Source organism: bacterium (assembly GCA_026708015.1).
GTDB lineage: Bacteria > Actinomycetota > Acidimicrobiia > Acidimicrobiales > Bin134 > Poriferisocius.
Genome location: JAPOVT010000013.1, coordinates 13,895 through 37,857, shown reverse-complemented (window position 1 = coordinate 37,857; position 23,963 = coordinate 13,895). Strand labels below are relative to the sequence as shown.

The following is a 23,963-nucleotide window of genomic DNA, read 5'->3' as shown; positions in this document are numbered from 1 at the left end:
AATGGTCAGGCGGCTAGATGTTCCGCCCATAGAGGTTGTTAGCTCCGGCAGGTAGCTCCGCTATTGGGTGAGCCTCCGGCGCCAGTGTGGTGGCTGCGGTGGACACCTGGACATCGTTGACCGTGAAGCTGACGCCCGGAGCTAGCTCGGTTACCTGGACTTTTGGCCCCTCGGTGAGCGCGTCATGATGCTCGATTGACAGCTCCATTCGGAGAATGGGCTGGCGCTGATCAGTCGGATTCGTCGCGCTCGGCGATGAGGGCGGCGGCCTGGGTGGGCCATTTCCACTTGCTGATGCGACCGGGGATCTCCAAAGCTGCTTCTAGCGCCTGTACGCCGGCGTCGTCGAGGGCGGCCAGGTCTTCGTAGGTGACGATGCCGTGTTCGGGCAGCGCCCGGGCCAGGGCGGGGTCGGTTCCCATGATCCGGGTGAAGTCGTCTGGTCGCTGGGTTGGCGCCGAGGGCTTGGCCGCGGGGGCAGGCGCTTCGGGTTGCGGCTCTGGTTGCGGTTCGGGCTCTGGTTCAGCCTCGGTCTCCGGAGCCGGCGCTTCCTCGACTTCCGCCTCGGCTTCTACTGGGGGAGTCGCCATCGCGGCTTCGGGAGCTGCTTCAGGCTCGGTCTCAACATCCGCGGCGGCCTGGGGCTCGGCCACCGCAACTGCCCCGGCCGCAGGGGCTGGAGAGCGGATGGTGAGCAGCTCGGACTGGCGGGCTTCCTCCACTGCGGCGTCGCGGTTCTCTAGGGCCTCCAGCAGGTGCATGGAGATGTCGCCCACCACCACGTCGTCGTCGGCGCCCTCGGCCTTGATGCCGTCGTCGATCATGATGTAGCAGAACGGGCAGGCGGTGGCGATCCGGTCGGCCCCGGTGGCTAGCAGCTCCTGGGAGCGCTCCACATTCACCTGCTTGCCGATGGTCTCCTCCATCCACATTCGGGCCCCACCGGCGCCGCAGCACATTCCCTTGGTGCCGTTGCGCTCGGCCTCCACCACCTCGACCCCGCCCAGCGATCCCACCACCCGGCGAGGGGCCAGGTACACGTCGTTGTGGCGGCCCAGGTAGCAGGAGTCGTGATACACCACCCGCTCGTCGAGGCGGGCGCCGGTCATGTCCAGGCGGCCGTCGTCGATCAGCGCCTCCAGGAACTGGGTGTGGTGAACCACCTCGTAGTGCCCGCCAAGCTGGGGGTACTCGTTGGCCAGGGTGTTGAAACAGTGGGGGCACTGGGTGACGATCTTCTTGACCCCCATCTCATTGAGGGTCTCGATGTTCTGCATGGCCAGCATCTGGAAGATGTACTCGTTGCCCGAGCGCCGGGCCGGGTCGCCGGTGCAGTTTTCAGCCGGCCCCAGGATGGAGAAGCTGATCCCGGCCCGCTGGAGCAGCTTGGCCACCGCCTGGGTGACCTTGCGGTTCTTGTCGTCGAACGAGCCGGCGCAGCCCACCCAGTAGAGGTATTCCGACTCCAGCGGGTCGCCCCCGTCGAGCACGGCGATGCCTTCAAAATCGGTAGCCCAGGCGCCGCGGTCCCCCTGGGACATGCCCCACGGGTTACCCGAGTTCTCCATCGACCGATAGGCCTGGCCCAGCTCGCTGGGGAAGTCCGACTCCATCAGCGACAGGTATCGGCGCATGTCGAGGATCTTGTCGAGGATCTCGATGTTCACCGGGCAGATCTCGTCGCACGCCTTGCAGGACGTACACGCCCAGATCTCCTCGCCGGTGATCCGCTCGAACAGCGAGTTGGCCTCAACCTTGATCTCCGGCACGGTGCCCAGCGGCGGGGTGGTGGCCGGCTCGCCGGTGGCGGCCATGACCTCGCCGGTCTTGAGCACGATCTCCCGGGGGTCGAGCGGCTTGCCGGTGGCGTGGGCGGGGCACACCGATGTACACCGACCGCACATGGTGCAGGCGTCGGTGTCCAGCAGCTGCTTCCAGGTGAAGTCCTCCACGGTGGCTGCCCCGAACGACTCCAAGTCAGTCTCCATCAGGTTGGGCATGGGCTTCATGGCCCCCTTGGGCCGGTCTTTGTCCCGCAGGTACATGTTCAGCGGGGAGGTGAACATGTGACGCAGCATGGTGATGGGCAGCAGCACCAAGAAGGCCACGAAAGCGATCACGTGTCCCGCCCACCAGAACTGGTGCCAGTGGTCGAGCCCCTCCAGTCCCCGCATTTGGGTAGCAACCTGATAGCCGAGCACCGACCACTTCTCGAAGTCGGGCACTCCGTGGTCGGCGATGCGGAACACTTCAGCGCCGAATCCGGTGACTCCGATGGCGAAGAACGTGCCCAAGATCACCGCGTGCTCGGGCCGCGACTTGATGCGGATGCGGTAGGGGCGCAGTCGTCGGGGGCCGTAGCGGCGCACGATGGCCCACATCACCCCCACCAGGAAGATGGCCCCCGCAATGTCGCCCACTGCGGAGTACACCTGGTACACCCGGCCGTGGAGGAACTTGGCCCCGTCGGGTAGTTGCTCGTCGATCTCCAGGGTGGTGGTGACGCCCAACAAGATGATGAACCCCACGTAGATCATGGTGTGCATGACGCCAGCGCCGGGCTCCCGCAGCAAGGTACGCATGTACATGCCCCGTCGGAGGTCTTCGAGGCGGGTCTTGGCGTTGGAAAGAGTGGTGCGCCGGTTGTCAGGGCCGCCCCGCTCCCAGTTCTTCACCCGCTTGGCGAACTCCCAAGAAGCCCACACCAAGAAAATGGGGATGATGGTGTAGAAGGCGGCCTTCCACCCGCTGGGGATGTTTTCCCAGGGGTGACGGGTGATTTCGGCCGGGTTCTTGAACTCGGTAATGGCCGAGGCGATGCCTGAAGCAATGGTGAAGGCGGCGAAGCCCAGCCCGAGGCCGAGGACTATGTGGAAGGGACGCAGGCGCTTTGGGTCCATGGCGACTCCAAACCTAGTTGTTGACATCCCCCGGTTCCGTACTCAAGCTGGCACTACGAGGCCGGTTCTTCTTCCAGGTGGTTTTCGCGGCTACCGCGGTGACGATCGCCTCGGGGGCCATGGCCGAGCGGACCAAGTTCTCCGCGTACTTGGTGTTCAGCTTCTTCATGACCGCGCTGATCTATCCGGTGGTGGTCCACTCCTTCTGGCACGGCGACGGCCTGCTGTCGGATCTGAAGATCGGCGACGCCCGGTTCGGCGATTTCGCCGGTTCCACCATCGTGCATAGCACCGGCGGCTGGGCCGCCCTAATGGGTGCCATCTTCCTCGGACCCCGCATCGGCAAGTACGACGAGAGCGGCAACCCTCGGGCTATGCCCGGACACAACATCGCCTTTGTAGTGCTGGGCGTGTTCATCCTGTGGTTCGGCTGGTTCGGATTCAATCCCGGCTCGGAGCTGGCTGCGGACGACTTCGTGATGCGTGCTGCGGTAACCACGCTGCTGGCCGCGGCTGCCGGTGGCCTGACCGCCGGGGCGGTCATCTGGCGCAAGGCCGGCTCGCTGGATGTGGCCATGACCGGCAACGGCGTACTGGCTGGTTTAGTGGGTATAACCGCTGGCAACGGAACCATGAACCCACTGGGCGCAGTGGTGACCGGCGCTATCGCCGGAGTCATCGTGGTGTACTCGGTGCTGTTCTTCGACCGGGTCCGAATCGACGACCCGGTGGGTGCCATTTCGGTTCACGGTGTGTGCGGCGTGTGGGGGACGCTGGCCGTGGGCCTGTTCTCCCGCTATGACGATGCGTTTGTGGGCCAAGACAACGCCGGACTCTTCTACGGCGGAGGAATCGACCAGTTGGTGGTCCAGCTCATCGGCGTGGTGCTGGTGTTTGCCTGGGTGACCATAACAACCGGCATCTTGTTCGCTGTCATGAAGAAGACGATGGGTCTACGGGTGTCTCGTGAGGAAGAGATTGGTGGTCTCGACCTCCACGAGCACGGAGTTCCCGGCTACGGCCCGGACACCTCCACATCTGTGGGCTGACACTCCTACAGCCCACTGACCACAACCCATTGGGCGCTCAGCCCGCTTGTTTGGCCACCGCCGCGGCAGCCTCGGCCGCTGCGGCGGGGTCGAGCGAGCGGGCGAGCGTCGTTTTGGCCTCGATGGGCATCATGTCCGGTCCCAGCTCGTACACAAGCGGCATCCCGGTGGGGATGTTGAGCTCGGCGATGGCACGCTCGTCGATCTGATCGAGGTGCTTGGCCAGCGCCCGCAGGCTGTTGCCGTGGGCCGAGATCAACACCAACTGCCCGGCTTGCAGATCAGGGACAATCTCGTCATACCAGTAGGGCATCAGCCGTTCCACCACATCGGCCAGGCACTCGCTCTTGGGCAGCAGCTCCGGAGGGATATGGGCGTAGCGGGGGTCGCCATTGGGATTCCACGGGTTGTCATCGGCAATAAGGGGTGGTGGGGTGCGGTAGCCCCGGCGCCAGGCGTTGAGCTGCTCGTCGCCATAGCGCTGTCGGGTCTCGGACTTGTCCAACCCGGTGAGGTCACCGTAGTGGCGCTCGTTCAGCCGCCAATGCTGCTTCATCGGCACTGATGCCCGACCCATCTCGGCCAGGGCCAATTCCCCAGTGCGGATGGCCCGAGTCTGCACCGAGGTGTGTACGACATCGGGCAGCAGTTCGGCCTCAGCCAGCGCCTGCCCGCCAGCTCGAGCCTCGGCCTCTCCTTGTTCCGTGAGGTCGCAGTCGTACCAGCCGGTGAACTGGTTGGAGGCGTTCCACTGGCTTTGCCCGTGGCGAAGCAGGATCAGTGTTGCTGGACTCACCCTGGGCAGCGTAGCGGCTCTAACCCTTAGTGCTCCGCACTCAAGTTTTGGGATATGACAATTTGGGGGGTATCCTGAGGGTCGAAGATAATCCTCAAAACCAAACTTCAACCCAAAAACCAAACTTCAACCAAAAAACAACAACAAAAAGGGAGTCGAACAAAATGGCCAGAGTTGTCGGCATTGATTTGGGCACCACCAACAGCGTGGTTGCAGTGCTCGAAGGCGGTGAGCCCACGGTCATCGCCAACACTGAGGGCTTTCGCACCACCCCGTCGGTGGTGGCCTTCTCCAAGGAGGGAGAGGTGCTGGTGGGGGAAGTGGCCAAGCGCCAAGCCATCACCAACCCCGATCGCACCATCCGCTCGGTCAAGCGCCACGTGGGCACTGACTGGTCGGAGAGCATCGACGGCAAGGCCTATAGCAGCCAGGAGATCTCGGCCCGGGTACTGCAAAAGCTGAAGCGGGACGCCGAGACCTATCTGGGCACTGACGTCACCGAGGCGGTTATCACCGTCCCGGCCTACTTCGACGACGCCCAGCGCACCGCCACCAAAGAGGCCGGCACCATCGCCGGCCTCGAGGTGCTGCGGATCATCAACGAACCCACCGCAGCCGCCCTGGCCTACGGCCTCGACAAGGGCGACACCGATCAGACCATTCTGGTTTTCGACCTGGGCGGGGGCACCTTCGACGTGTCCATCTTGGAGATTGGCGACGGGGTGTTCGAGGTCAAGTCCACCAGCGGCGACACCGCCCTGGGCGGCGACGACTGGGACGACCGGGTGATCGGCTGGCTGGTGGACTCGTTCCGCAACGACCACGGGGTAGACCTGAGCAAGGACAACATGGCCATGCAGCGGCTCAAGGAGGGCGCGGAGCGGGCCAAGATCGAGTTGTCGCAAACCCAGAGCACCAATGTGAACCTGCCCTTCATCACCGCCACCGATGCGGGGCCACTCCATATGGACTACGAGCTGAGCCGGGCCAAGTTCCAAGACCTCACCAGCGACCTGCTGGACCGGTGCCGCAAGCCCTTTGAACAGGCCCTTTCTGACGCCGGCCTGTCGGCGGGCGACATGGACCACGTGATCCTGGTGGGCGGTTCCACCCGGATGCCTGCGGTGGTGGACCTGGTGACCGGCATGACCGGAACCCAGCCCCATCAGGGAGTCAACCCCGACGAGGTGGTGGCGGTGGGCGCCGCGGTGCAGGCCGGTGTGCTCAAGGGCGAGGTCAAAGATGTGCTGCTGTTGGATGTGACCCCGCTGTCGCTGGGCATCGAGACCAAGGGCGGGGTGATGACCCGGCTCATCGAGCGCAACACCACCATCCCCACCCGCCGCACCGAGGTTTTCACCACCGCGGACGACAACCAGCCCACGGTGGAGATCCATGTGCTCCAGGGCGAGCGGGAGATGGCCGCCTACAACAAGACGCTGGGCAAGTTCCAGCTGGTGGATCTGCCGCCCGCGCCGCGGGGCGTGCCCCAGATCGAGGTGACCTTCGACATTGACGCCAACGGCATTGTCCACGTGTCGGCCAAAGACCGGGCCACCGGCAAAGAGCAGTCCATCACCATCACCGGCCAGACCTCGCTGGATAAGGACACCATCGACCAGATGGTCGCCGACGCCGAGGCCCACGCCGCCGAAGACGCCCGCCGCCGGGAGGAGGCCGAAGCTCTCAACAACGCCGACAGCCTGGTGTACCAGGTGGAGAAGCTGCTGTCCGAGGCCGGCGACTCGGTGGACGCCGACCAACGCTCAGAGGTTGAGGCCAAGCTGGGCGAGCTGAAGTCGGCCGTCGACGAGAAGGATGTGGACCGCATCCGCTCGGCCACCGAGGAGCTGTCGGCCATCAGCCAGCAGATCGGCGCGGCCATGTACGAGCATGCTGCTGCCGCGGCGGGCGATGCTCCGGGCGATTTCGCCGGGGACCCCGGGGCTGATGCCGCCGATGATGACAGCATCGTCGACGCCGAGATCGTTGAAGACGAAGAAGACGGAAGTTCCCAGTGAGCGAGGAGCCCCTAGCTGACCTGGCCGATGAGGACCAGGCCGTTGAAGAGGTTGCTGATGAGCAGGCTGCTGAAAGGCAGGCTGGCGACGAGCAGGCCACAGGCGAGCAGCTTCAGGAGACTGGCGATCCTCAGGAGCCCGCGCCCTCGATGGATGAGCTGTTGGCCCAGCGGGATGGCTATCTCAACGACCTCCAGCGGGTGACCGCCGAGTTTGCCAACTACCGCCGCAAAGCAGCCGAGCGCCAGCAGGAGACGGTGGCCATGGCCGCAGCCGACATCGTGGAGAAAGTGCTGCCGGTGCTGGACGCCTGCGACGCCGCGGTGGCCCAAGGGGCCGAGGATGTCATTCCCATTCGAGACGCGCTGTTCGGCGCGCTGGAGAAGGAGGGCTTGGCCAAGCTGGACGATCCCGGCACCCCGTTCGACCCCACTTGCCATGAGGCTGTGGCGCATGAGCCGGGGGAGGGAGAGGCGGTGATCGCCGAGGTCCTGCGGGCCGGCTACGTATGGAACAGCCGTGTTCTGAGACCCGCCATGGTGAAGGTCCGGGGGTAGGACGGAGGCGATCGCAGCATGGACGTGAAGCGGGAATGGCTGGAGACCGACTACTACAAGGTCCTCGGCGTCTCCCCATCGGCCTCAGACAAGGAGATCACCAAGGCCTACCGGAAGCTGGCCCGCAAGCTTCACCCCGACGCCAACCCCGACGATGCCAAGGCCGAGGAGCGGTTCAAGGAGGTGTCGGCGGCCTACGACGTGCTGGGCGATGGCGAGCGCCGGTCCCAATACGATCAGGTTCGCCACATGGGGCCGATGAACTTCCAGGCCGGTCCAGGCGGCTTCACCATGGAAGGCGATATGGCCGACATCTTCTCGGCCTTCATGGGCGGCGGACGATTCGATCGGGGCGGCCCCCCCTTCGGAGGGCAAACCCGCCCGGTGCGGGGGCATGATCTAAGCGCCCAGCTGTCTCTGGACTTCGCCGAGGCGGTGCGGGGTACGACCACCGACTTGACGCTGAGCGGTGACACCGCTCGGACCGGGCGCTCCCTCTCGGTGCGCATCCCCGCCGGGGTGGCCAACGGCCAGAGGATCAAGCTGGCCGGCAAGGGAGAGCCGGGGGTAAACGGAGGCCCGCCCGGCGACCTGTACGTGAGGGTCAAGGTCAATCCGCACCCGGTGTTCGGCCGCCAGGGCAAGAACCTCACCGTCACCGTGCCGGTGACCTTCGCCCAGGCCGCACTGGGCGCTGAGATCTCAGTGCCCACCTTCGAGGGCGACCCGGTGACATTGCGCCTCTCTCCCGGCAGCCAGCCCGGCCAGGTGCTGCGAGTACGGGGGAAGGGGGTGGAGACCGCCAAGGGAACCGGCGATCTGCTGGTGACGGTGGCCCTAGAAGTCCCCACCGAGCTGAGCGACGAGCAGCGCCAAGCCCTGGCGGCATTCGAGAAAGCTATGGAGGCAGGACCATGATCGATCCTCGAGGCCGCGATCGGGCGGTGTATGTCATCTCGGTGGCCGCCGAGTTGGCCGGGATCCATCCCCAGACCCTCCGGATCTACGACCGCCGGGGCCTGGTGCAACCGGCCCGCACCGGCGGGGGCAGCCGGCGCTACAGCGATGCCGACATCGAGAAGCTCCGCCGGGTACACGAACTCACCAGCGAGGGCATGAACCTCGACGGCGTGGAGCGGGTGTTGGCCCTCGAAGCCGAGGTGGTTCGGCTCAGGGAGCAAGTGGCTCGTCTCACCCGTGAGCTCGAGTCAAAGCGGGCCGACATTGTGTTGTATCGAAGAGTCTGAGGTCGAAGAGTAAGAACCGGGGCGGGTAAAGTTCAGCCCTGCCACCTTTGTGACTGTGACACCGACTCTCGCTTCCGACCTCTTGGTGGGCTATCAATCCGTCCGCTCCTACACCGACGCGCTCGCCGCTCCGCTGAGCAGCGAAGACCAGTGCATTCAGTCGATGCCCGATGTCAGCCCCACCAAGTGGCATCGGGCCCACGCCACCTGGTTCTTCGAGACCTTCTTGCTCAAGCCCTGCCTGAAGGGCTATCACGAGTACCACCCGGCGTTCGGCTTCCTGTTCAACTCCTACTATGAGGCGGTCGGGGAGAGACACCCCCGGCCTGAGCGGGGCAACCTTTCCCGTCCGTCGTGCGAGGAAGTGGCCGCCTACCGCGCCCACGTGGATCGGGCCATGGCTGAGTTGCTGGCTGACCCAATGGACGCTGACCCAATAGACGATGGCACCGCCGAACTGGTGGTTTTGGGCCTGAATCATGAGCAACAGCATCAGGAGCTGCTGCTCATGGACATCAAGCATGTTCTGTCGACCAATCGGGCGATGTGGCCGGCCTATCACGAGCTTCCTCCAATGCTGGCCGCCTCGTCGGACAACGGCCAACCGGCGGCCGACTGGACCAGTTTCGACGGCGGAGAGGTTTGGGTGGGCCACGATGGCGTCGGCTTCGCCTTCGACAATGAGAGTCCTCGCCACCGGACCATCCTGCCCCCGTACCGGCTGGCCAACCGGCTAGTTACTTGCCGACAGTGGTTGGAGTTCATGGCCGATGGCGGCTACGACACCCCGACCCTGTGGCTGTCGGACGGCTGGCACCAGCGACAGGAAAATGGCTGGGACGCGCCCTCCTACTGGGACTTCCACTCCGACGAGGGCTGGCGGGTGTTCACCCTCCACGGCCTTCAACCGCTGTCACCCGACGAACCGGTGTGCCATCTTTCCTATTACGAGGCCGATGCCTTCGCCCGCTGGGCCGGTGCCAGGCTCCCTACCGAGGCCGAATGGGAGCAGGCTGCGGCTGAGCAGAGGCCCGAGGGTAACTTGGGCGACCAGGGCCGATGGCATCCCGCGGCTGCCCCGCCCGGCAACGGCCTCCGCCAGCTTTTTGGAGACGTGTGGGAGTGGACGTCCAGCCCCTACGGCTCCTATCCCGGGTTCCGGCCCGCACCGGGCGCGGTGGGCGAGTACAACGGCAAATTCATGGTCAATCAATTCGTGCTCCGGGGCGGCGCCTGTGTGACTCCTCCGGGCCACATCCGAGCCACCTACCGCAACTTCTTCCATCCCCACACCCGCTGGCACTTCTCTGGCGTTCGCCTAGCCCAATGATCGAGCCGGTTGTCGACATCCATTTGGATCGCGCGTGGATCGATGGAGCACTCCGGGCCGACGTGGCCGAAGGACTCGCCTCCCAACCCAAGGAGCTCCCTCCCAAGTGGTTCTACGACGACCGGGGCAGCGAATTGTTCGACCAGATCACCCGGCTGCCCGACTACTACCCCACCCGGCGGGAGCGGGAGATCCTCGAGCGCGAGGTGGACGTGATCGCCGAGCGGTCGGGAGCCGACACTGTGGTGGAGCTGGGGTCGGGCACTTCGGAGAAGACCCGGATTGTGCTGGATGCCCTAGCGGCCACCGGGCGGCTTCGCCGCTATGTCCCGTTCGACAACAGCGAGGCTACCCTTAGGACCGCAGCCGCCGAATTGGCCCAGGCCTATGAGGGGTTGGTGGTCCACGGGGTAGTGGGCGATTTCGAGCACCACCTGGGGCACATTCCCGATGGCGGTTGTCGGCTGTTGATGCTTTTGGGAGGCACGATTGGCAACTTCCCCCCTGCACCGCGCAAGGACTTCCTGGCCGCCGTGGCCGATGCCATGGTGCCGGGGGACACCTTTTTGCTGGGCTTCGACCTGGTCAAAGGCCACGATCGGCTTATCGCGGCCTACGACGACCCCGAGGGCGTGACCGCGGCGTTCAACCGGAACGTGCTGTCGGTGATCAATCACCGCCTCGACGCCGATTTCGATCTGGACCAGTTTGAGCATGAAGCCCGATTCGACCCCGAAGAGGAGTGGATCGAGATGTGGCTGCGCTCCCGCTGTGCCCAGCAGGCGACTATCGGCGGTCTGGGAATGACCGTGGATTTCGCCCAGGGCGAGCGCATGCGGACAGAGATCAGCGCCAAATTCCGACCCGAGAACATCGGCCCGGAACTGGCCAGTGTGGGATTGGCTATGGAGCGCTTGTGGACCGACGCCCGAGGCGATTACGCGCTGACCATGTCCCGCATGGTGGCAGGGCGATAATCCTCCTGGGTGGGCTGCTCCATGCCTATCCAAATGCCCTTTATTGCTCGTCAATCCCCGGTTGGGCGCGAGTAGTGTCAGTTCGTAAGCCACGCTGATGGGGTAGCGCTTTGCCAGCAACCGTGGTCGTCGGGACGCAATGGGGTGACGAGGGCAAGGGCAAGTTCACCGACCTCCTAGCCCGCGACATGGACATGGTGGTGCGCTATCAGGGCGGCCACAACGCCGGGCACACCCTGGTAGTGGAGGGCGAGACTTTCAAGCTCCAACTCGTTCCCAGCGGTGTTCTCTATCCCCATGTGACTCCGATGATCGGCAACGGGGTGGTGATCGACCCCAGGGTGCTCATCGACGAGATGGACCGCCTGACTGCGGCGGGCGTGGACTGCGGGCGGCTCAAGATCAGCGGCAACGCCCACCTCATCTTGCCCTACCACCAGACGCTGGACGTGGTGGCCGAGCGGCATCTGGGGCGCAACAAGCTGGGCACTACCAAGCGGGGTATCGGCCCGGCCTACGCCGACAAGGCGGCCCGAGTAGGGCTGCGGGTGCAGGATCTGCTCGATCCCAAGATCTTCCGGGAAAAGCTCGGCGTGGTGCTGCACGAGAAGAACCCGCTGTTGGCCAAGGTGTACAACCGGCTGCCGTTCGACGTCGAGACGCTGGCCCACCAGTACCTAGAGGAGTGCCGTCCCCGCCTGGAGTCCCACATCGCCGACACGGTGGGGCTGCTCCACGATGCCCTGGAAGGGGGCCAGAACGTGCTGTTCGAGGGGGCCCAGGCCATGTTCTTGGACTTGGACCACGGGACCTATCCGTTCGTCACCTCCTCCAACCCGGTGGCCGGTGGAGCCTGCGTGGGAGCAGGGATCGGACCCCGACACATCGACCGGGTGATCGGGGTGACCAAGGCGTACATCAGCCGGGTGGGCTCCGGACCGTTTCCCAGCGAGCTGACCGACGAGATTGGCGACCACTTGGTGGATGTGGGTCGGGAGTACGGCACCAACACCAAGCGCCGCCGCCGGTGCGGCTGGCTCGACACTGTGATGCTGCGCCACGCGGTGCGGGTGAACTCCCTGTCTGATTTGGCCATTACCAAGCTCGACGTGCTCGATGTCCTCGATCCCATCAAGGTGTGCGTGGCCTACGAGGTGGACGGCGAGCGCCGCGACTCGATGCCCTACCACCAGTCGGAGATCCACCGGGCGGTGCCGATCTATGAGGAACTGCCCGGATGGTGTACCGATCTGAGCGAGGTCATCGGTCGCTCGGAACTGCCCCAGGAGGCTGAGGACTATCTGCGGTTCATAGAGGAGCAGGCCGGCGTGCCCGCCACCCTGGTCGGCGTGGGTCCCGGGCGGGACCAGTTCATCTCCTTCAGTCCGGTCCCGTGAGAGTCCCTGCCATGGTTCGGTGCACAGGATCAGCTGTGGCTGTTGGCCAATCAGGATCAGTCCCGTGAGGGTCTGCGTTGTTGGCAGCGGGGGCCGGGAGCACGCCTTGGCCCATGTGCTCGGCCGGTCGAGCGATGTGGTGGTTACACCGGGCAATCCCGGCATTCCCGGCTCTGTGGCCGTACCAGCAACCGAGATCGACGCCGACCTGTATGTGATTGGCCCCGAGGCCCCGTTGGTGGACGGGTTGGCCGACGAATTGAGAGCTGCGGGCCGGCTGGTGTTCGGCCCTGGGGCCGACGGAGCCCTCTTGGAAGGATCGAAGGCGTGGATGAAGGAACTGCTGGTAGCCGCCGGTGTGCCCACTGCGGGTCACGGATCGTTCACTGAAGTTGAACCGGCTCTCCGCTTTCTTGACGACATGGGCGACCTGTTTGTGATCAAGACCGATGGATTGGCCGCCGGCAAGGGGGTGCTGGTTACCGAGAATCGGGCGGAGGCCGACGACGCGGTGCGGGCCTACCTGTCGGGGGAGGCCTTCGGCCACGCCGGGCGCCGGGTGGTGATCGAAGAGGGTCTCACCGGACCCGAGCTGTCGGTGCTGGCGGTGTGCGATGGCCATCGGGCGGTGCCGTTGGCTCCGGCCCAGGACTTCAAGCGCATCGGCGAGGGGGATGTCGGTCCCAACACCGGGGGCATGGGCGCTTATTCCCCCGTGCCGGTGGCCGGCGCCGACGTGGTGCAAGAGGTGATGGATCTGGCGGTTCTGCCCACGCTGGGCGAGCTCCGACGGCAGGGCATCGACTATCGGGGCGTGCTCTATGCCGGGCTGATGCTCACTCCCCAGGGAATCAAGGTGCTGGAGTACAACGTGCGCTTCGGCGACCCCGAGGCCCAGGTGGTGCTGCCCCGGCTGAAGTCCGACTTGGCCGACCTGCTCGCCGCCGCGGCGGCCGGATCACTGGAGGACGACCCGGTGTTCGGCGATGACGCCGCGGTGACGGTGGTGTGCGCCTCGGAGGGCTATCCCGCCTCCCCCCGCACCGGCGATCCAATTGCCGGCATTGAGGCGGCCAACGCGGTGGAGGGCGTGACGGTGTTCTGCGCTGGAGTGGCATCAGCTACTGAAGGCGGAGTTGGTGCTATTTCTGCTGGTCAGAACGGTAAAGAGCTGGTCACGGCAGGCGGCCGGGTGCTCAACGTCACCGGTCAGGGACCCGACTTGGCCACCGCCCGAGAGCGGGCTTACGCCGGGGTCACCCACATTGATTGGCCGGGCCGCTACGTTCGCTTTGACATCGCCGCCGCGGCGGTTGAGAGCGCTTCACAGAGGGAATCGGCATGAGCTTGAAAGTCGCTGTCATCATGGGTTCGTCAAGCGACGAGGACACCATGGCTCCGGCCCGCGCCACGTTGGAGCAGTTTGGCGTGGAGTGCCATTGGGAGGTCATGTCGGCCCATCGCACGCCGGAGAAAGTCCGCCAGTTTGTGGCCGGGGCCCGCGATGCTGGGTTCGGGGTCGTCATATGCGGTGCGGGCATGGCAGCTCACCTGGCCGGCGCGACCGCGGCCCAAACCACCTTGCCGGTGATCGGCGTCCCCTTGGCGGGGGGAGCATTGAACGGGGTGGACTCCCTGTATTCCACGGTGCAGATGCCCAAGGGGATCCCGGTGGCCACGGTGGCCATCAACGGCGCTATGAACGCCGCTCTTCTGGCCGTTCAGATTCTGGCGGTGACCGACGCGGCGCTGGCCGACAAGCTGGCCGCCCATCGCGCTGAGATGGCCGGTGGCTGACAAGGACCAGATCCCCGACGTTCTGGCCGACCGCTACGCCAGCGCGGCCATGGCGGCCATCTGGTCGCCGGAGGGCAAGGTCAAAGCCGAGCGCCGCCTGTGGGTGGCGGTACTGGAAGCCCAGCGGAACCTCGGGATTGAGGTGCCCGGCGGGGTGGTCGAGGCTTATCGGTCGGTGATCGACCAAGTCGACTTGGAATCCATCCGACAGCGAGAGCGGGTGACTCGCCACGATGTGAAGGCCCGCATCGAGGAGTTCTGCGCCCTGGCCGGACACGAGCACATCCACAAGGGGATGACGTCGCGCGACCTCACCGAGAACATCGAGCAGCTCCAGATACGCGACTCTCTGCGGTTGGTGCGGGACAAGCTGGTGGCGGTGGTGTGCGCCCTGGGCCGACAGGCCGATGTCCATGCCGAGCTGGTGATGGTGGGCCGCTCCCACAACGTGCCCGCTCAGGCCACCACCCTGGGAAAGCGGTTCGCCAACTATGGCGAAGAGGCGCTGGTGGCCCTGGACCGCATGGAGGATTTGCTGGGCCGCTATCGGCTGCGAGGTCTAAAGGGTCCGGTGGGCACCCAGCAAGATCAGCTTGATCTGGTTCTCGGCGACGCGGGCAAGGTGGCAGAACTGGAACAAGGCATGGCCGCAAGCCTTGGGTTCGCGGCCACGATGGGCAGCGTGGGGCAGGTGTATCCCCGGTCGCTGGACTACGACGTGGTCTCCGCCTTGGTGCAGGCGTCTTCGGCGCCGGCCAACCTGGCCCAGGCCATTCGGCTGATGGCTGGCCACGGCTTGATTTCTGAGGGCTTCAAGGCCGGCCAGGTGGGCTCGTCGGCCATGCCCGGCAAGCGCAACGCCCGGACATCTGAGCGCATTTGCGGGCTGTCCGCGGTGGTGCGGGGTTTCGCCGACATGGTTTCCTCCCTGGTGGGCGACCAGTGGAACGAGGGCGATGTGAGCTGCTCGGTGGTGCGTCGAGTGGCCCTGCCTGGAGCGTTCTTGGCCCTCGACGGCCAGCTTGAGGCGGTGCTGGTGGTGCTCAATGAGCTTGTGGTATTCGAAGGTGCGGTCGCCGCAGAGCTGAGCGCCAACCTGCCGACACTCACCGCCACTCGGGTGCTGATGGCCTCGGTGGCCGCCGGAGCGGGCCGCGAAGAAGCCCATCGCATCATCTCTGAGCATGTCTCCAAGGGAGACGGGTTCTTCTCGGCTATTGCCAATGACGAGAGGTTGCCGGTATCGGCTATCGACGTCGGCCAGATCAAGAGCCAGCCCTTGGCGCTGACCGGAGCAGCTTCTGGCCAAGCCCGAGCCTTTGCGGCCGGGGCCCAAGAGATGGCTGTCCAAAATCCCAATGCTGCCGCCTACCAGCCGGAGTCGATCCTATGAGCACCGAGAACATCACCCTGCCCCCCGTTCATTCCGGCAAGGTCCGCGACATCTTCGACGCCGGCGATGGCCGGCTTTTGATGGTCGCGTCCGACCGCATCTCGGCGTTTGACGTGGTGATGGACGAGCCCGTCCCCGAGAAGGGAAGAGTGCTGACCGCCATGTCGGCCTATTGGTTCGAGACCCTGGCCGATGTGCTGCCCAGCCACCTCATCTCCACCGACGTGGCCGACTTCCCCCCCGAGGCCCAGGCGAACGGGGTGGCCGGGCGGGCAATGCTGTGTAGGCGGGCCGAGATGCTGCCCATCGAGTGCATCGTGAGGGGATACTTGAGCGGTTCGGCCTGGAAAGAGTACAAGGCCCAGGGCACCATGCACGGCCAAGCGCTTCCTGAAGGACTCCGGGAATCCGACAAATTGCCCGAGCCGGTGTTCACTCCCTCCACCAAGGCCGAGTCGGGCCACGACGAGAACATCTCCTACGACCAGGCGGTGGAGCTGGTGGGCCCTGGTCTGGCCGAGCAGGCCCGCGACGCATCCCTGGAGCTATACGGCCGGGCATCCGAGGCCGCCGCAGAAAAGGGCATCATCATCGCCGACACCAAATTCGAGATGGGCATGGTGAACGGAACCCTGGTGGTGGCCGACGAGGTGCTTACCCCCGACTCCTCCCGCTTTTGGCCGGTGGACAGCTGGGCGCCGGGGGCTACTCCGCCGTCGTACGACAAACAGCCAGTGCGCGACTATCTCAGCACCTTGGATTGGGACAAGCAGTACCCGCCGCCGCCGTTGCCCGACGAGGTAGTAGAGGCCAGCGCAGACCGCTATGTCAGCGCATACGAGATCATCACCGGCCGCAGCTTCGCCGACTGGCCCGGAAGCTCATGAGCACCGAGTTCGATGTGATCGTGGAGGTGAGCCTCCGCGAGGGGATTGCCGATCCCGAGGGCCTGACCATCGAGCGGGCGCTGCCGGCGCTGGGCTTCAACGGCGTGAGCGATGTTCGGGTGGGAAAGAGCCTGCGGTTCGTGGTGGAGGCTGCTGATGAGCCCGAGGCCCGTAGCCAGGTGGAGTCCATGTGCGAGCGCTTCTTGGCCAACCCCGTGATTGAGGATGTGAACATCACCCTGGGCCCGTCGGCATGACAGTGTCCTCGGTTGACTCGTGCTGGGGGTGCGCATGACCGCCAAAGTCGGCGTGGTGGTATTCCCCGGTTCAAATTGCGAGCACGACGTGGTGGAGGCGGTCGACTCGGTAGGCGGTTCTGGCGAGCTTCTCTGGCACAAAGACAAAACGCTGGGCAATATCGACGCAGTGGTGCTGCCCGGCGGCTTTGCCCATGGCGACTATCTCCGCACCGGGGCGATGGCCCGTTTCTCCCCGATCATGGACGCAGTGGCTCGATTCGCCAATGACGGCGGACCGGTGGTTGGGATTTGCAATGGTTTTCAGATTCTCACCGAGGCTCAGTTGCTTCCGGGAGCCCTATACAAGAATCAAGGACTGAAGTTCTTGTGCCAGCCTGCGATGTTGAAGGTGGAGTCGACGGACTCAGTGCTGACACGAAGGTTGAATTTGGGCGATCAGCTGAGTATCCCCATCAATCACTTTGAAGGCAACTACGTCTGCTCTGAAGAAACCCTCGCAAAGTTGCGGGAAAACAACTTAATCGTGTTCACCTACCTAGACAATCCAAATGGGGCAACTGCCGACATAGCAGGGATTCGCAATGAAGGAGGCAACGTTGTGGGGCTGATGCCCCACCCTGAGCGTGCTGCTCACCCGTTGCTGGGGAGCACCGATGGTGCCCTAATGCTGAAAGGACTGATCGGTATTGACTAGTCAGTTGAGCGAGTGCGGCTCACTCCGGCTGCTTTCAACACGCTGGCCGGAACCCCGACCTCACGCCATGCCGCGTGGGAAATGCCCTTGCGATCGCTGTACTCAGCGGCAATCGCGATGAATTCGCTTTCAACGCCGCTGATGTCCACCGTTTCTTCTTCTTTGGCGAGCTCGGCTTCCAAGTCCATGAGCTCTTGGATCAAATGAACTCTCTTCAGCGGCTTGGCGTGCGCGATCTCATCGGGAAGCTCCGCGACGCGGGCCTGCATCTTTTCGGTGGAGCGCTGTCGGCCTCGCTTGGGTTTGGTCGAGTCAAGCGCCGTCAGATAACGGCTGACCGTGCGCCCTTGAGCCTGTCCGGCTGCGCGTGCGGCTTTGGCTTCTTCAGATACCACTTTTACCCTCTTTTCCTCTTGATGGGCTATTGGATTCGATCAATTCAACTATGCACTGCTCGTTTGTTCAAGTTCAAGACTCAATCTGGTCTGCATCCTGAGCATGCACCCCCACTGTTTGATAGGGCAAATTGAAATGAGCGAACCGCTGCATCGGTTGCTTGGCCTGACAGACGACGAGGCAAAAGCCATCGAGAAGATATTGAATCGTCCGCCGAACCATCTCGAATTGGCCATGTATGCAGTCATGTGGTCGGAACATTGCTCATATAAATCGTCTCGGTTGCATTTGCGCCGACTGCCCACTGAAGCCCCTTGGGTATTGGTCGGCCCCGGTGAGAATGCCGGAGTCGTAGATGTGGGCGACGGAATTGCCGCTGCCATTCGGATTGAGAGCCACAATCACCCTTCGGCCATAGAGCCCTATCAGGGGGCGGCAACCGGCGTGGGCGGAATCCTGCGGGACATTTTCACCATGGGCGCTCGCCCGATTGCGGTAATGGACTCATTGCGGTTTGGCCTCCCCAGCGATCCCCGCAGCCGCTGGATTGCCGAAGGTGTGGTGTCGGGCATCTCCGGGTACGGCAACGCGGTGGGGGTGCCGACGGTGGGGGGCGAGACCGTCTTCGACGAGACCTATACCGGCAATCCCCTGGTGAACGTGCTCTGCCTCGGCTTGATGCCGGTTGATCGGCTGGTGCTGGGCCGGGCCAGCGGGGAGGGCAACCTGGCGGTGCTGTTGGGGGCGTCCACCGGGCGCGACGGCATTGGAGGGGTGAGCGTGCTGGCCTCGGCGTCTTTCGGCGACGAGGAGGAAGAGGCAGAGAAGCGGCCCAGCGTACAGGTGGGCGATCCATTTGAAGAGAAGCGCCTCATTGAGGCCTGTTTGGCCCTGTTGGACGCCGGGCTGGTGGTGGGCATCCAGGATCTCGGAGGGGCTGGCCTCACTTGTGCCACTAGCGAGACCGCCTCTCGGGGAGGCGTGGGGATGGATGTGGACGTGGCTGCCGTCCCCCGCCGTGAGCCGGGTATGGAGCCCTTCGAGGTCCTCACCAGCGAGTCGCAGGAGCGGATGCTGGCCATAGTGGCTCCGGACGGGTTGGCCGAAGTGCTGGCCATTTGCGATCGCTGGGATGTGCAGGCCGCGGTGGTAGGTCGGGTGACTGACAGCGGGCAGCTTCGGGTACGGGACGGATTCGACGGCCCGGTGCTGGGAGAGTTGCCGGCGGCTTCTTTGCACGAAGAAGCGCCTCTTTATGACCGGCCTCGCCATCCGCCAGCAGACTGGGAAGCGGCCAGAGCCGATACCGCGGATCTACTGCCGCCGCCCGCAGACCTGGCAGCCGATCTCTTGGATCTCCTGGCCAACCCTTCATGGGTGTACAGGCAGTACGACCACATGCTGTTCTGCAACACCGTGGCGGGTCCCGGGGGCGACGCCACCGTGCTGCGGCTCAAGCATCCCGCCACCGGAGCCGACACCGGCCGGGCCTTGGCCCTCACCACCGATGGCAACAATCGCTGGTGTGCGGTCGACCCCCGGGCCGGCACTGCGTTGACCGTGGCCGAGTCGGTGCTCAACCTGGCCTGTGTCGGGGCTCGACCGCTGGCCTTGGTCAACTGCTTGAACTTCGGCAGCCCCGAGCATCCTGAAGTGATGTGGCAGTTCTCCGAGGCGGTGGACGGCATGGCCGAGGCCTGCGATGCCTTCGGTATTCCGGTGGTGGGCGGCAACGTGAGCCTGTACAACGAGTCCAACGGTCACAACATCGATCCCACCCCAGTGATCGGCCTGCTGGGGTTGATCGACAGTTTGACGCGGATTCCCCCCGGGCTGGCATGGCGGGAGGGCGACCGGGTGATCGTGCTGGGTGAGGCCGGTGCCGGACTGTCGGGCTCGCAGTGGGCCGCGACCACAGCCGGGCACAAGCGGGGCCGGCTGCCCGAGCTGGACTACGAGCAGCATCGGCGAGTGGCCGGTCTTGTAGCCGGTCTGGTGGCCGATAACCGGTTGTCAGCCGTTCACGATGTGTCCGGCGGCGGTTTGGGAGTAGCACTGGCTGAGATGGCTGCTGTGTCCGGCGTGGGCTTTCGAGGGGCTCGCATTCACGACCACGCTGAGCTGTTCAGCGAGGCGCCCTCTCGCGTGGTAGCGGCAGTAGACCCCGAGCTGCTTCCCGAGGTGGAGGCGGCGGCGGCGGCCACCGGGGTAACCGTCGCCCGAGTCGGATTGGCTACCGGCGACCGCTTCGCCATCAAAGGGCTGCTGGATCTTGATTTGGCCGCCATTTCCGACCGCTGGCGCTCGCCCATGTCAGACTTAAACAGTGGCTGATCCCATGGACGACTCTCCCCGGGAGGCCTGCGGGGTCGTTGGCATCTACGCACCCCATGATCCCGTCGCCCATCTGAATTATCTGGCCCTGTACGCGTTGCAGCACCGAGGCCAGGAATCGGCTGGCATCGCGGTGAGCGACGGAGAGAACATCACCGTGGTCAAGGACATGGGCTTGGTTGCCACTGTGTTCGACGACCGCACCTTGGCCACCCTTGAGGGCCGTCTGGGCATCGGCCACACCCGCTATTCCACCGCGGGATCGAGCTCGTGGCGCAACGCCCAGCCCGTGTACCGCAGCACAGGCGACCACCAGTTTGTGTTGGGCCACAACGGCAACCTCACCAACACCGCGAAATTGGCCGAGGAGACTTCGATCCTGCCCGGCATGGTTGGCTCCGACAGCGATTTGATTGCTGAGCTGCTGGCCATCGAGATCTCCGCGATGCCCCCGTCGAGCCGATCGGAGGGCAAAGTTCTCGAACGGGCATTGGAAGGAGTGCTGCCCCGGCTCGAAGGGGCCTTCTCGCTGGTCCTGGCCGACGAGAAGCGGGTGATCGGTGTGCGCGACCCCAACGGCTTCCGCCCTTTGTGCCTGGGCCGTCTGGATCGGGGCTGGGTGCTGGCTTCGGAGACACCCGCCCTCGACATCGTGGGGGCCCACTTTTTGCGGGAGCTCGCCCCGGGGGAGATGGTGGTGATCAACGGCGAAGGCGTGCGCTCGGTGCGCCCCTTCCCGGAGGAGCGGGTAGATCCCCGGTTGTGCATCTTCGAGTTCGTGTACTTCTCCCGCCCCGACTCGGTGATCTATGGCCAAAGCGTGCACCACGCCCGGGTGCGCATGGGGGAGATGCTGGCCAAACAGTCCCCGGTGGATGCCGACTTGGTGATGGGGGTGCCCGAATCGGGACTGCCCGCGGCCGAGGGATTCTCACGGGCCAGCGGCATCCCCTATGGCCAGGGGCTGGTGAAGAACCGCTACATCGGCCGCACGTTCATCGCCCCCAGCCAGCAGATGCGGTCGATGGGGGTGCGCATGAAGCTCAACCCCCTGCGAGACAGCACCGAGGGCAACCGCCTGGTGGTGGTGGACGACTCGATCGTGCGAGGCACCACAACGAGGGCTTTGGTCACCATGCTGCGGGAAGCGGGCGCCGCCGAGGTTCACCTCCGCATCAGCTCGCCTCCCTATCGCTGGCCCTGCTATTTCGGCATGGACACCGGCGACCGCACGGAATTGTTGGCGGCCCACCTCAGTGTGGCCGAGATGTGTGATTACGTGGGGGCCGACACGCTGGCGTTCATCGACATGGAGGGTTTGACCGAGGCCACTGGGGCGGTGGGGGCCGGATTCTGCAACGCCTGCCTCACCGGCGAATATCCGGTGGAGGTGCCAGTGGCGCCGCCCGGCTCGATCTCCTATCAGCGCAGTGCCGCGCAGTTCGCCGACGCCGACGAGGAGTCCGCGCCGTCGCTCTGGGCCACCGGCGGCGGCTGAGCTTTCGACGGAGGGGGTGGCATCCACTGATGGTTGAGACCTACGAGTCGTCAGGGGTGGATATCGCCGCGGGCGAAGAGGCGGTGCAGCGCATCAAGGAGCATGTGCGCTCAACGTTTCGACCGGAGGCGATTGGCGAGATCGGCGGGTTCGGAGGGCTGTTCGACTTCACCCGTCACGGCTACAAGAAGCCGGTATTGGTGTCGACCACCGATGGGGTGGGGACAAAGGCGTATGTGGCTTCGGCGGCTGGCCGGTACAACACCATCGGTATCGATCTGGTGGCCATGTGCGTGGACGACCTGGTGTGCCAGGGGGCCGAGCCGCTGTTCATGTTGGACTACATATCGGTACACAAGCTTGACCCCGATCGGATCGAGCAACTGGTAGTGGGGGTGGTGGAGGGCTGCCGCCAAGCGGACTGCGCGCTCATCGGGGGCGAAATGGCGGAGCACCCTGCTAGAGAAGACGAGTTAGACAATCAGTTTGAACTGGTGGGGTTTGCCGTGGGGGTGGTGGAGCGATCGCGGCTGATCACCGGGGCCGACGTGCGCCCCGGCGACACGCTGATCGGGCTGCCGTCGCCCGGCTTGCGGAGCAACGGCTATTCCCTGGCCCGCCGTCTCTATTTCGAGGTGGCCAAGCGGGGTTTGGATGACCCCGCCTGGGAGGGGAGCTCCCACTCGGTGGCCGATGAGCTGCTGCTGCCGTCGGTGATCTACGCCCCAGCAGTGCGAGACATGCTGGCCAAGGTGGAGGCACAGGCCATCGCCCACGTGACCGGCGGGGGCATTGTCGGCAACCTGGAGCGGGTGCTGCCCGACAAAGTTGATGCCTTGGTCGATCGAAGCAGTTGGGAGCAACCTCGGGTGTTCGCCGAGTTGCAGCGCATTGGCGATGTGGGCGATGAGGAGATGGCCAAGGTATTCAACCTCGGGTTGGGCATGATCGTGGCCGTGAGGGACAAAGACGCCACCAAGGCCATCGACATTCTGCGAACTGGCGGGCATCGAGCCACCGTGGTGGGAGAGATCGAGAAGGGTGATGGCCAGGTTCACCTCGTGGGTGAGTTCGCCCAAAGCGATTCTTAGCGGGCTCTAGCGGGCCCGAACCGCCACTGGGCAGGGGTCGGCGGCCCGAGCCACACCGCCGATCTGGTCGGGGCGGGGCTTGGGATTGTCGAACCGGGGTTCGAGATCGTAGGCCTCGAACAGCCGCTCGATTACCCGGGACATTGCCGTGACCGAGAAGGGCCGGGCCGGACAGGCGTGGGGACCGACGCCGAAGGTGATAACCAGCTCAGAGGGCAGCCCCGGGGGCGACACCAGGCGGGGCCCCTTCCATCGGTCGGGGTCGTAGCGATCCAATCCGGGACCGCTTTCCATGTTGGTGAGCGGCAGGAAAGTGGCCAGCGAGGCCCCGGGGGAAACTTCGTAGGTCTGAGAGCCATCGTCGATGGTCACGGGCTCGAGCACCGTGCGAAGCATGATGGATCGCTGGCCGATCCGGGTGGATTCCAGCGCACAGCGCGATACCAAGTCGTGGTCGGCGTCCTGCTTGGCCCGCACTCGGGCCAGCACATCGGGATGCTGCACCAGATGGACCAGCGACCATCCCAGTGCCGCGAACAGGTTGGACATCGATCCGATGTGGACCAGGATCACGTCTCGGGCCACTCCGGTGAGGCGTTCAAGGCCAGAGGTGTCGGCCCACCGTTCCAGGATCATGTCCAGCAGGTCGCCGGCGGGACTCCGGCGGGCGGCGATGGAGTGGGCCAGGATCTGTTCGGCCTTGGCCATGGCCTCGCGTTCGGCAGCCTTTTCCGTCTGGGCCACTTCTTGCATCCGGGTGGGAGCCACAAACGCCTCTGAGCCGTCGAGCACATCGAGCGCTTCGACCAATTCGTCGAATCGGTCGGAGTGCAGGATCTCGCGCCCGCCCCAGCTGGCCAGGCCCATGCGGTGGCCGAGGCGGCGGGTGAAATCGAACAGGTCGATCTCATTTCCGGGACGCAGCTCGGAAAGCTGGATCGAGATGGCCTCCTCCAGTGCTTCGAGGTAGCCGGTCACATTGGGCCGAGTAAACAGCTCATGGGGCAGGGTCCGCCGTCCGTCAAAGAGCTCGTCGGGCAGCTTGCGGACCAGCATCTTCCAGTCGGCAATGCCCTTGCTGGCCTGCTGCTCAGGGACGGCGTAAAAGTCTCTGAGGCCAGCGGGTGAGAACAAGAACAGGTAGCGGTCGTCGCCGCCGTCAATCACGAAGGTATCGCCGCAAGCAGACCGGGCGGCGCTGATGGCCGCCACGGTGTCACTGACCGGCCCGTCCCAGGGAAGCACGCAGTCGGCTACCCGAGGCATTGGGGTGATGAGAGGCAGATCGGCCATGGGGGTAATTTCTATTCGCTTCGGGCCTGTTTTCCTACCCTTCGAG

General features: G+C 64.8%; 22 protein-coding genes. 17 read left to right on the top strand and 5 right to left on the bottom strand.

The annotated features are described in order from the left end of the window. Positions 1-13: 13 nt before the first annotated feature. The gene (locus OXG30_02865; GenBank protein ID MCY4133842.1) at positions 14-208 is read right to left on the bottom strand and encodes a hypothetical protein; all 195 of its coding nucleotides are present in this window, start codon (positions 206-208) and stop codon (positions 14-16) included. A 22-nt stretch (positions 209-230) separates the two neighbouring features. Next, positions 231-2,900, bottom strand: coding sequence for a heterodisulfide reductase-related iron-sulfur binding cluster (locus OXG30_02860; protein MCY4133841.1), 2,670 nt, complete (start codon positions 2,898-2,900; stop codon positions 231-233). A 20-nt stretch (positions 2,901-2,920) separates the two neighbouring features. Here OXG30_02860 and amt point away from each other — a divergent pair, with 20 nt between their 5' ends. Continuing rightward, positions 2,921-3,949, top strand: a complete 1,029-nt coding sequence (amt, locus tag OXG30_02855) for an ammonium transporter (protein ID MCY4133840.1) — start codon at positions 2,921-2,923, stop codon at positions 3,947-3,949. A gap of 37 nt (positions 3,950-3,986) precedes the next feature. Here amt and gpmA read toward each other — a convergent pair whose 3' ends face one another. Continuing rightward, positions 3,987-4,745 (bottom strand): 2,3-diphosphoglycerate-dependent phosphoglycerate mutase, encoded by a 759-nt coding sequence (gpmA, locus tag OXG30_02850; protein ID MCY4133839.1) that lies wholly within the window; start codon positions 4,743-4,745, stop codon positions 3,987-3,989. A 164-nt stretch (positions 4,746-4,909) separates the two neighbouring features. On the opposite strand from gpmA, the gene dnaK reads away from it, so the two are divergent. From dnaK to purQ, 13 genes are all read left to right on the top strand, one after another. Then, entirely contained in the window at positions 4,910-6,766 is a 1,857-nt protein-coding gene (dnaK, locus tag OXG30_02845) for a molecular chaperone DnaK (protein ID MCY4133838.1), read from the top strand. Continuing rightward, complete coding sequence (locus OXG30_02840) at positions 6,763-7,323, top strand: nucleotide exchange factor GrpE (protein MCY4133837.1); 561 nt, start codon at positions 6,763-6,765, stop codon at positions 7,321-7,323. The genes dnaK and OXG30_02840 overlap by 4 nt, the downstream gene beginning before the upstream one ends. Before the next feature lie 18 nt (positions 7,324-7,341). Continuing rightward, on the top strand, positions 7,342-8,241 hold the full coding sequence (locus OXG30_02835; protein MCY4133836.1) for a J domain-containing protein: 900 nt from the start codon (positions 7,342-7,344) through the stop codon (positions 8,239-8,241). Then, positions 8,238-8,570, top strand: coding sequence for a MerR family transcriptional regulator (locus OXG30_02830; GenBank protein ID MCY4133835.1), 333 nt, complete (start codon positions 8,238-8,240; stop codon positions 8,568-8,570). Before OXG30_02835 ends, OXG30_02830 begins: the two co-directional genes overlap by 4 nt. Before the next feature lie 55 nt (positions 8,571-8,625). After that, positions 8,626-9,900 carry an ergothioneine biosynthesis protein EgtB gene (gene egtB, locus OXG30_02825; protein ID MCY4133834.1) on the top strand — a complete coding sequence of 425 codons (1,275 nt, stop codon included), beginning with the start codon at positions 8,626-8,628 and terminating at the stop codon, positions 9,898-9,900. Further along, positions 9,897-10,877: an L-histidine N(alpha)-methyltransferase gene (gene egtD / locus OXG30_02820; protein MCY4133833.1), complete on the top strand. Its 981-nt coding sequence runs from the start codon at positions 9,897-9,899 to the stop codon at positions 10,875-10,877. Before egtB ends, egtD begins: the two co-directional genes overlap by 4 nt. A gap of 110 nt (positions 10,878-10,987) precedes the next feature. Beyond that, a complete protein-coding gene (locus OXG30_02815) occupies positions 10,988-12,274 on the top strand; it encodes an adenylosuccinate synthase (protein ID MCY4133832.1) in 1,287 nt (428 codons plus the stop codon). Between the two features lie 64 nt (positions 12,275-12,338). Next, positions 12,339-13,619: a phosphoribosylamine--glycine ligase gene (purD, locus tag OXG30_02810; protein MCY4133831.1), complete on the top strand. Its 1,281-nt coding sequence runs from the start codon at positions 12,339-12,341 to the stop codon at positions 13,617-13,619. Continuing rightward, a complete protein-coding gene (gene purE, locus OXG30_02805; protein ID MCY4133830.1) occupies positions 13,616-14,071 on the top strand; it encodes a 5-(carboxyamino)imidazole ribonucleotide mutase in 456 nt (151 codons plus the stop codon). Before purD ends, purE begins: the two co-directional genes overlap by 4 nt. Then, a complete protein-coding gene (gene purB, locus OXG30_02800) occupies positions 14,064-15,464 on the top strand; it encodes an adenylosuccinate lyase (protein ID MCY4133829.1) in 1,401 nt (466 codons plus the stop codon). Before purE ends, purB begins: the two co-directional genes overlap by 8 nt. Next, positions 15,461-16,351, top strand: coding sequence for a phosphoribosylaminoimidazolesuccinocarboxamide synthase (locus OXG30_02795; GenBank protein MCY4133828.1), 891 nt, complete (start codon positions 15,461-15,463; stop codon positions 16,349-16,351). The genes purB and OXG30_02795 overlap by 4 nt, the downstream gene beginning before the upstream one ends. Next, positions 16,348-16,608, top strand: a complete 261-nt coding sequence (gene purS / locus OXG30_02790; GenBank protein ID MCY4133827.1) for a phosphoribosylformylglycinamidine synthase subunit PurS — start codon at positions 16,348-16,350, stop codon at positions 16,606-16,608. Before OXG30_02795 ends, purS begins: the two co-directional genes overlap by 4 nt. A 34-nt stretch (positions 16,609-16,642) precedes the next feature. After that, positions 16,643-17,305, top strand: a complete 663-nt coding sequence (purQ, locus tag OXG30_02785; protein ID MCY4133826.1) for a phosphoribosylformylglycinamidine synthase subunit PurQ — start codon at positions 16,643-16,645, stop codon at positions 17,303-17,305. On the opposite strand, the gene OXG30_02780 is transcribed toward purQ, so the two are convergent. Further along, the gene (locus OXG30_02780; protein ID MCY4133825.1) at positions 17,302-17,700 is read right to left on the bottom strand and encodes a hypothetical protein; all 399 of its coding nucleotides are present in this window, start codon (positions 17,698-17,700) and stop codon (positions 17,302-17,304) included. The two genes, purQ and OXG30_02780, sit on opposite strands and share 4 nt — an antisense overlap. A 136-nt stretch (positions 17,701-17,836) precedes the next feature. On the opposite strand from OXG30_02780, the gene purL reads away from it, so the two are divergent. The 3 genes from purL to purM are packed head-to-tail and all read left to right on the top strand — an operon-like array spanning position 17,837 to position 22,624. After that, complete coding sequence (gene purL, locus OXG30_02775) at positions 17,837-20,035, top strand: phosphoribosylformylglycinamidine synthase subunit PurL (protein MCY4133824.1); 2,199 nt, start codon at positions 17,837-17,839, stop codon at positions 20,033-20,035. Further along, on the top strand, positions 20,028-21,533 hold the full coding sequence (gene purF / locus OXG30_02770) for an amidophosphoribosyltransferase (GenBank protein ID MCY4133823.1): 1,506 nt from the start codon (positions 20,028-20,030) through the stop codon (positions 21,531-21,533). Before purL ends, purF begins: the two co-directional genes overlap by 8 nt. A gap of 29 nt (positions 21,534-21,562) precedes the next feature. After that, positions 21,563-22,624, top strand: a complete 1,062-nt coding sequence (gene purM / locus OXG30_02765) for a phosphoribosylformylglycinamidine cyclo-ligase (GenBank protein ID MCY4133822.1) — start codon at positions 21,563-21,565, stop codon at positions 22,622-22,624. A gap of 6 nt (positions 22,625-22,630) precedes the next feature. On the opposite strand, the gene OXG30_02760 is transcribed toward purM, so the two are convergent. Next, positions 22,631-23,917: a cytochrome P450 gene (locus OXG30_02760; protein ID MCY4133821.1), complete on the bottom strand. Its 1,287-nt coding sequence runs from the start codon at positions 23,915-23,917 to the stop codon at positions 22,631-22,633. Between the last annotated feature and the right edge of the window lie 46 nt (positions 23,918-23,963).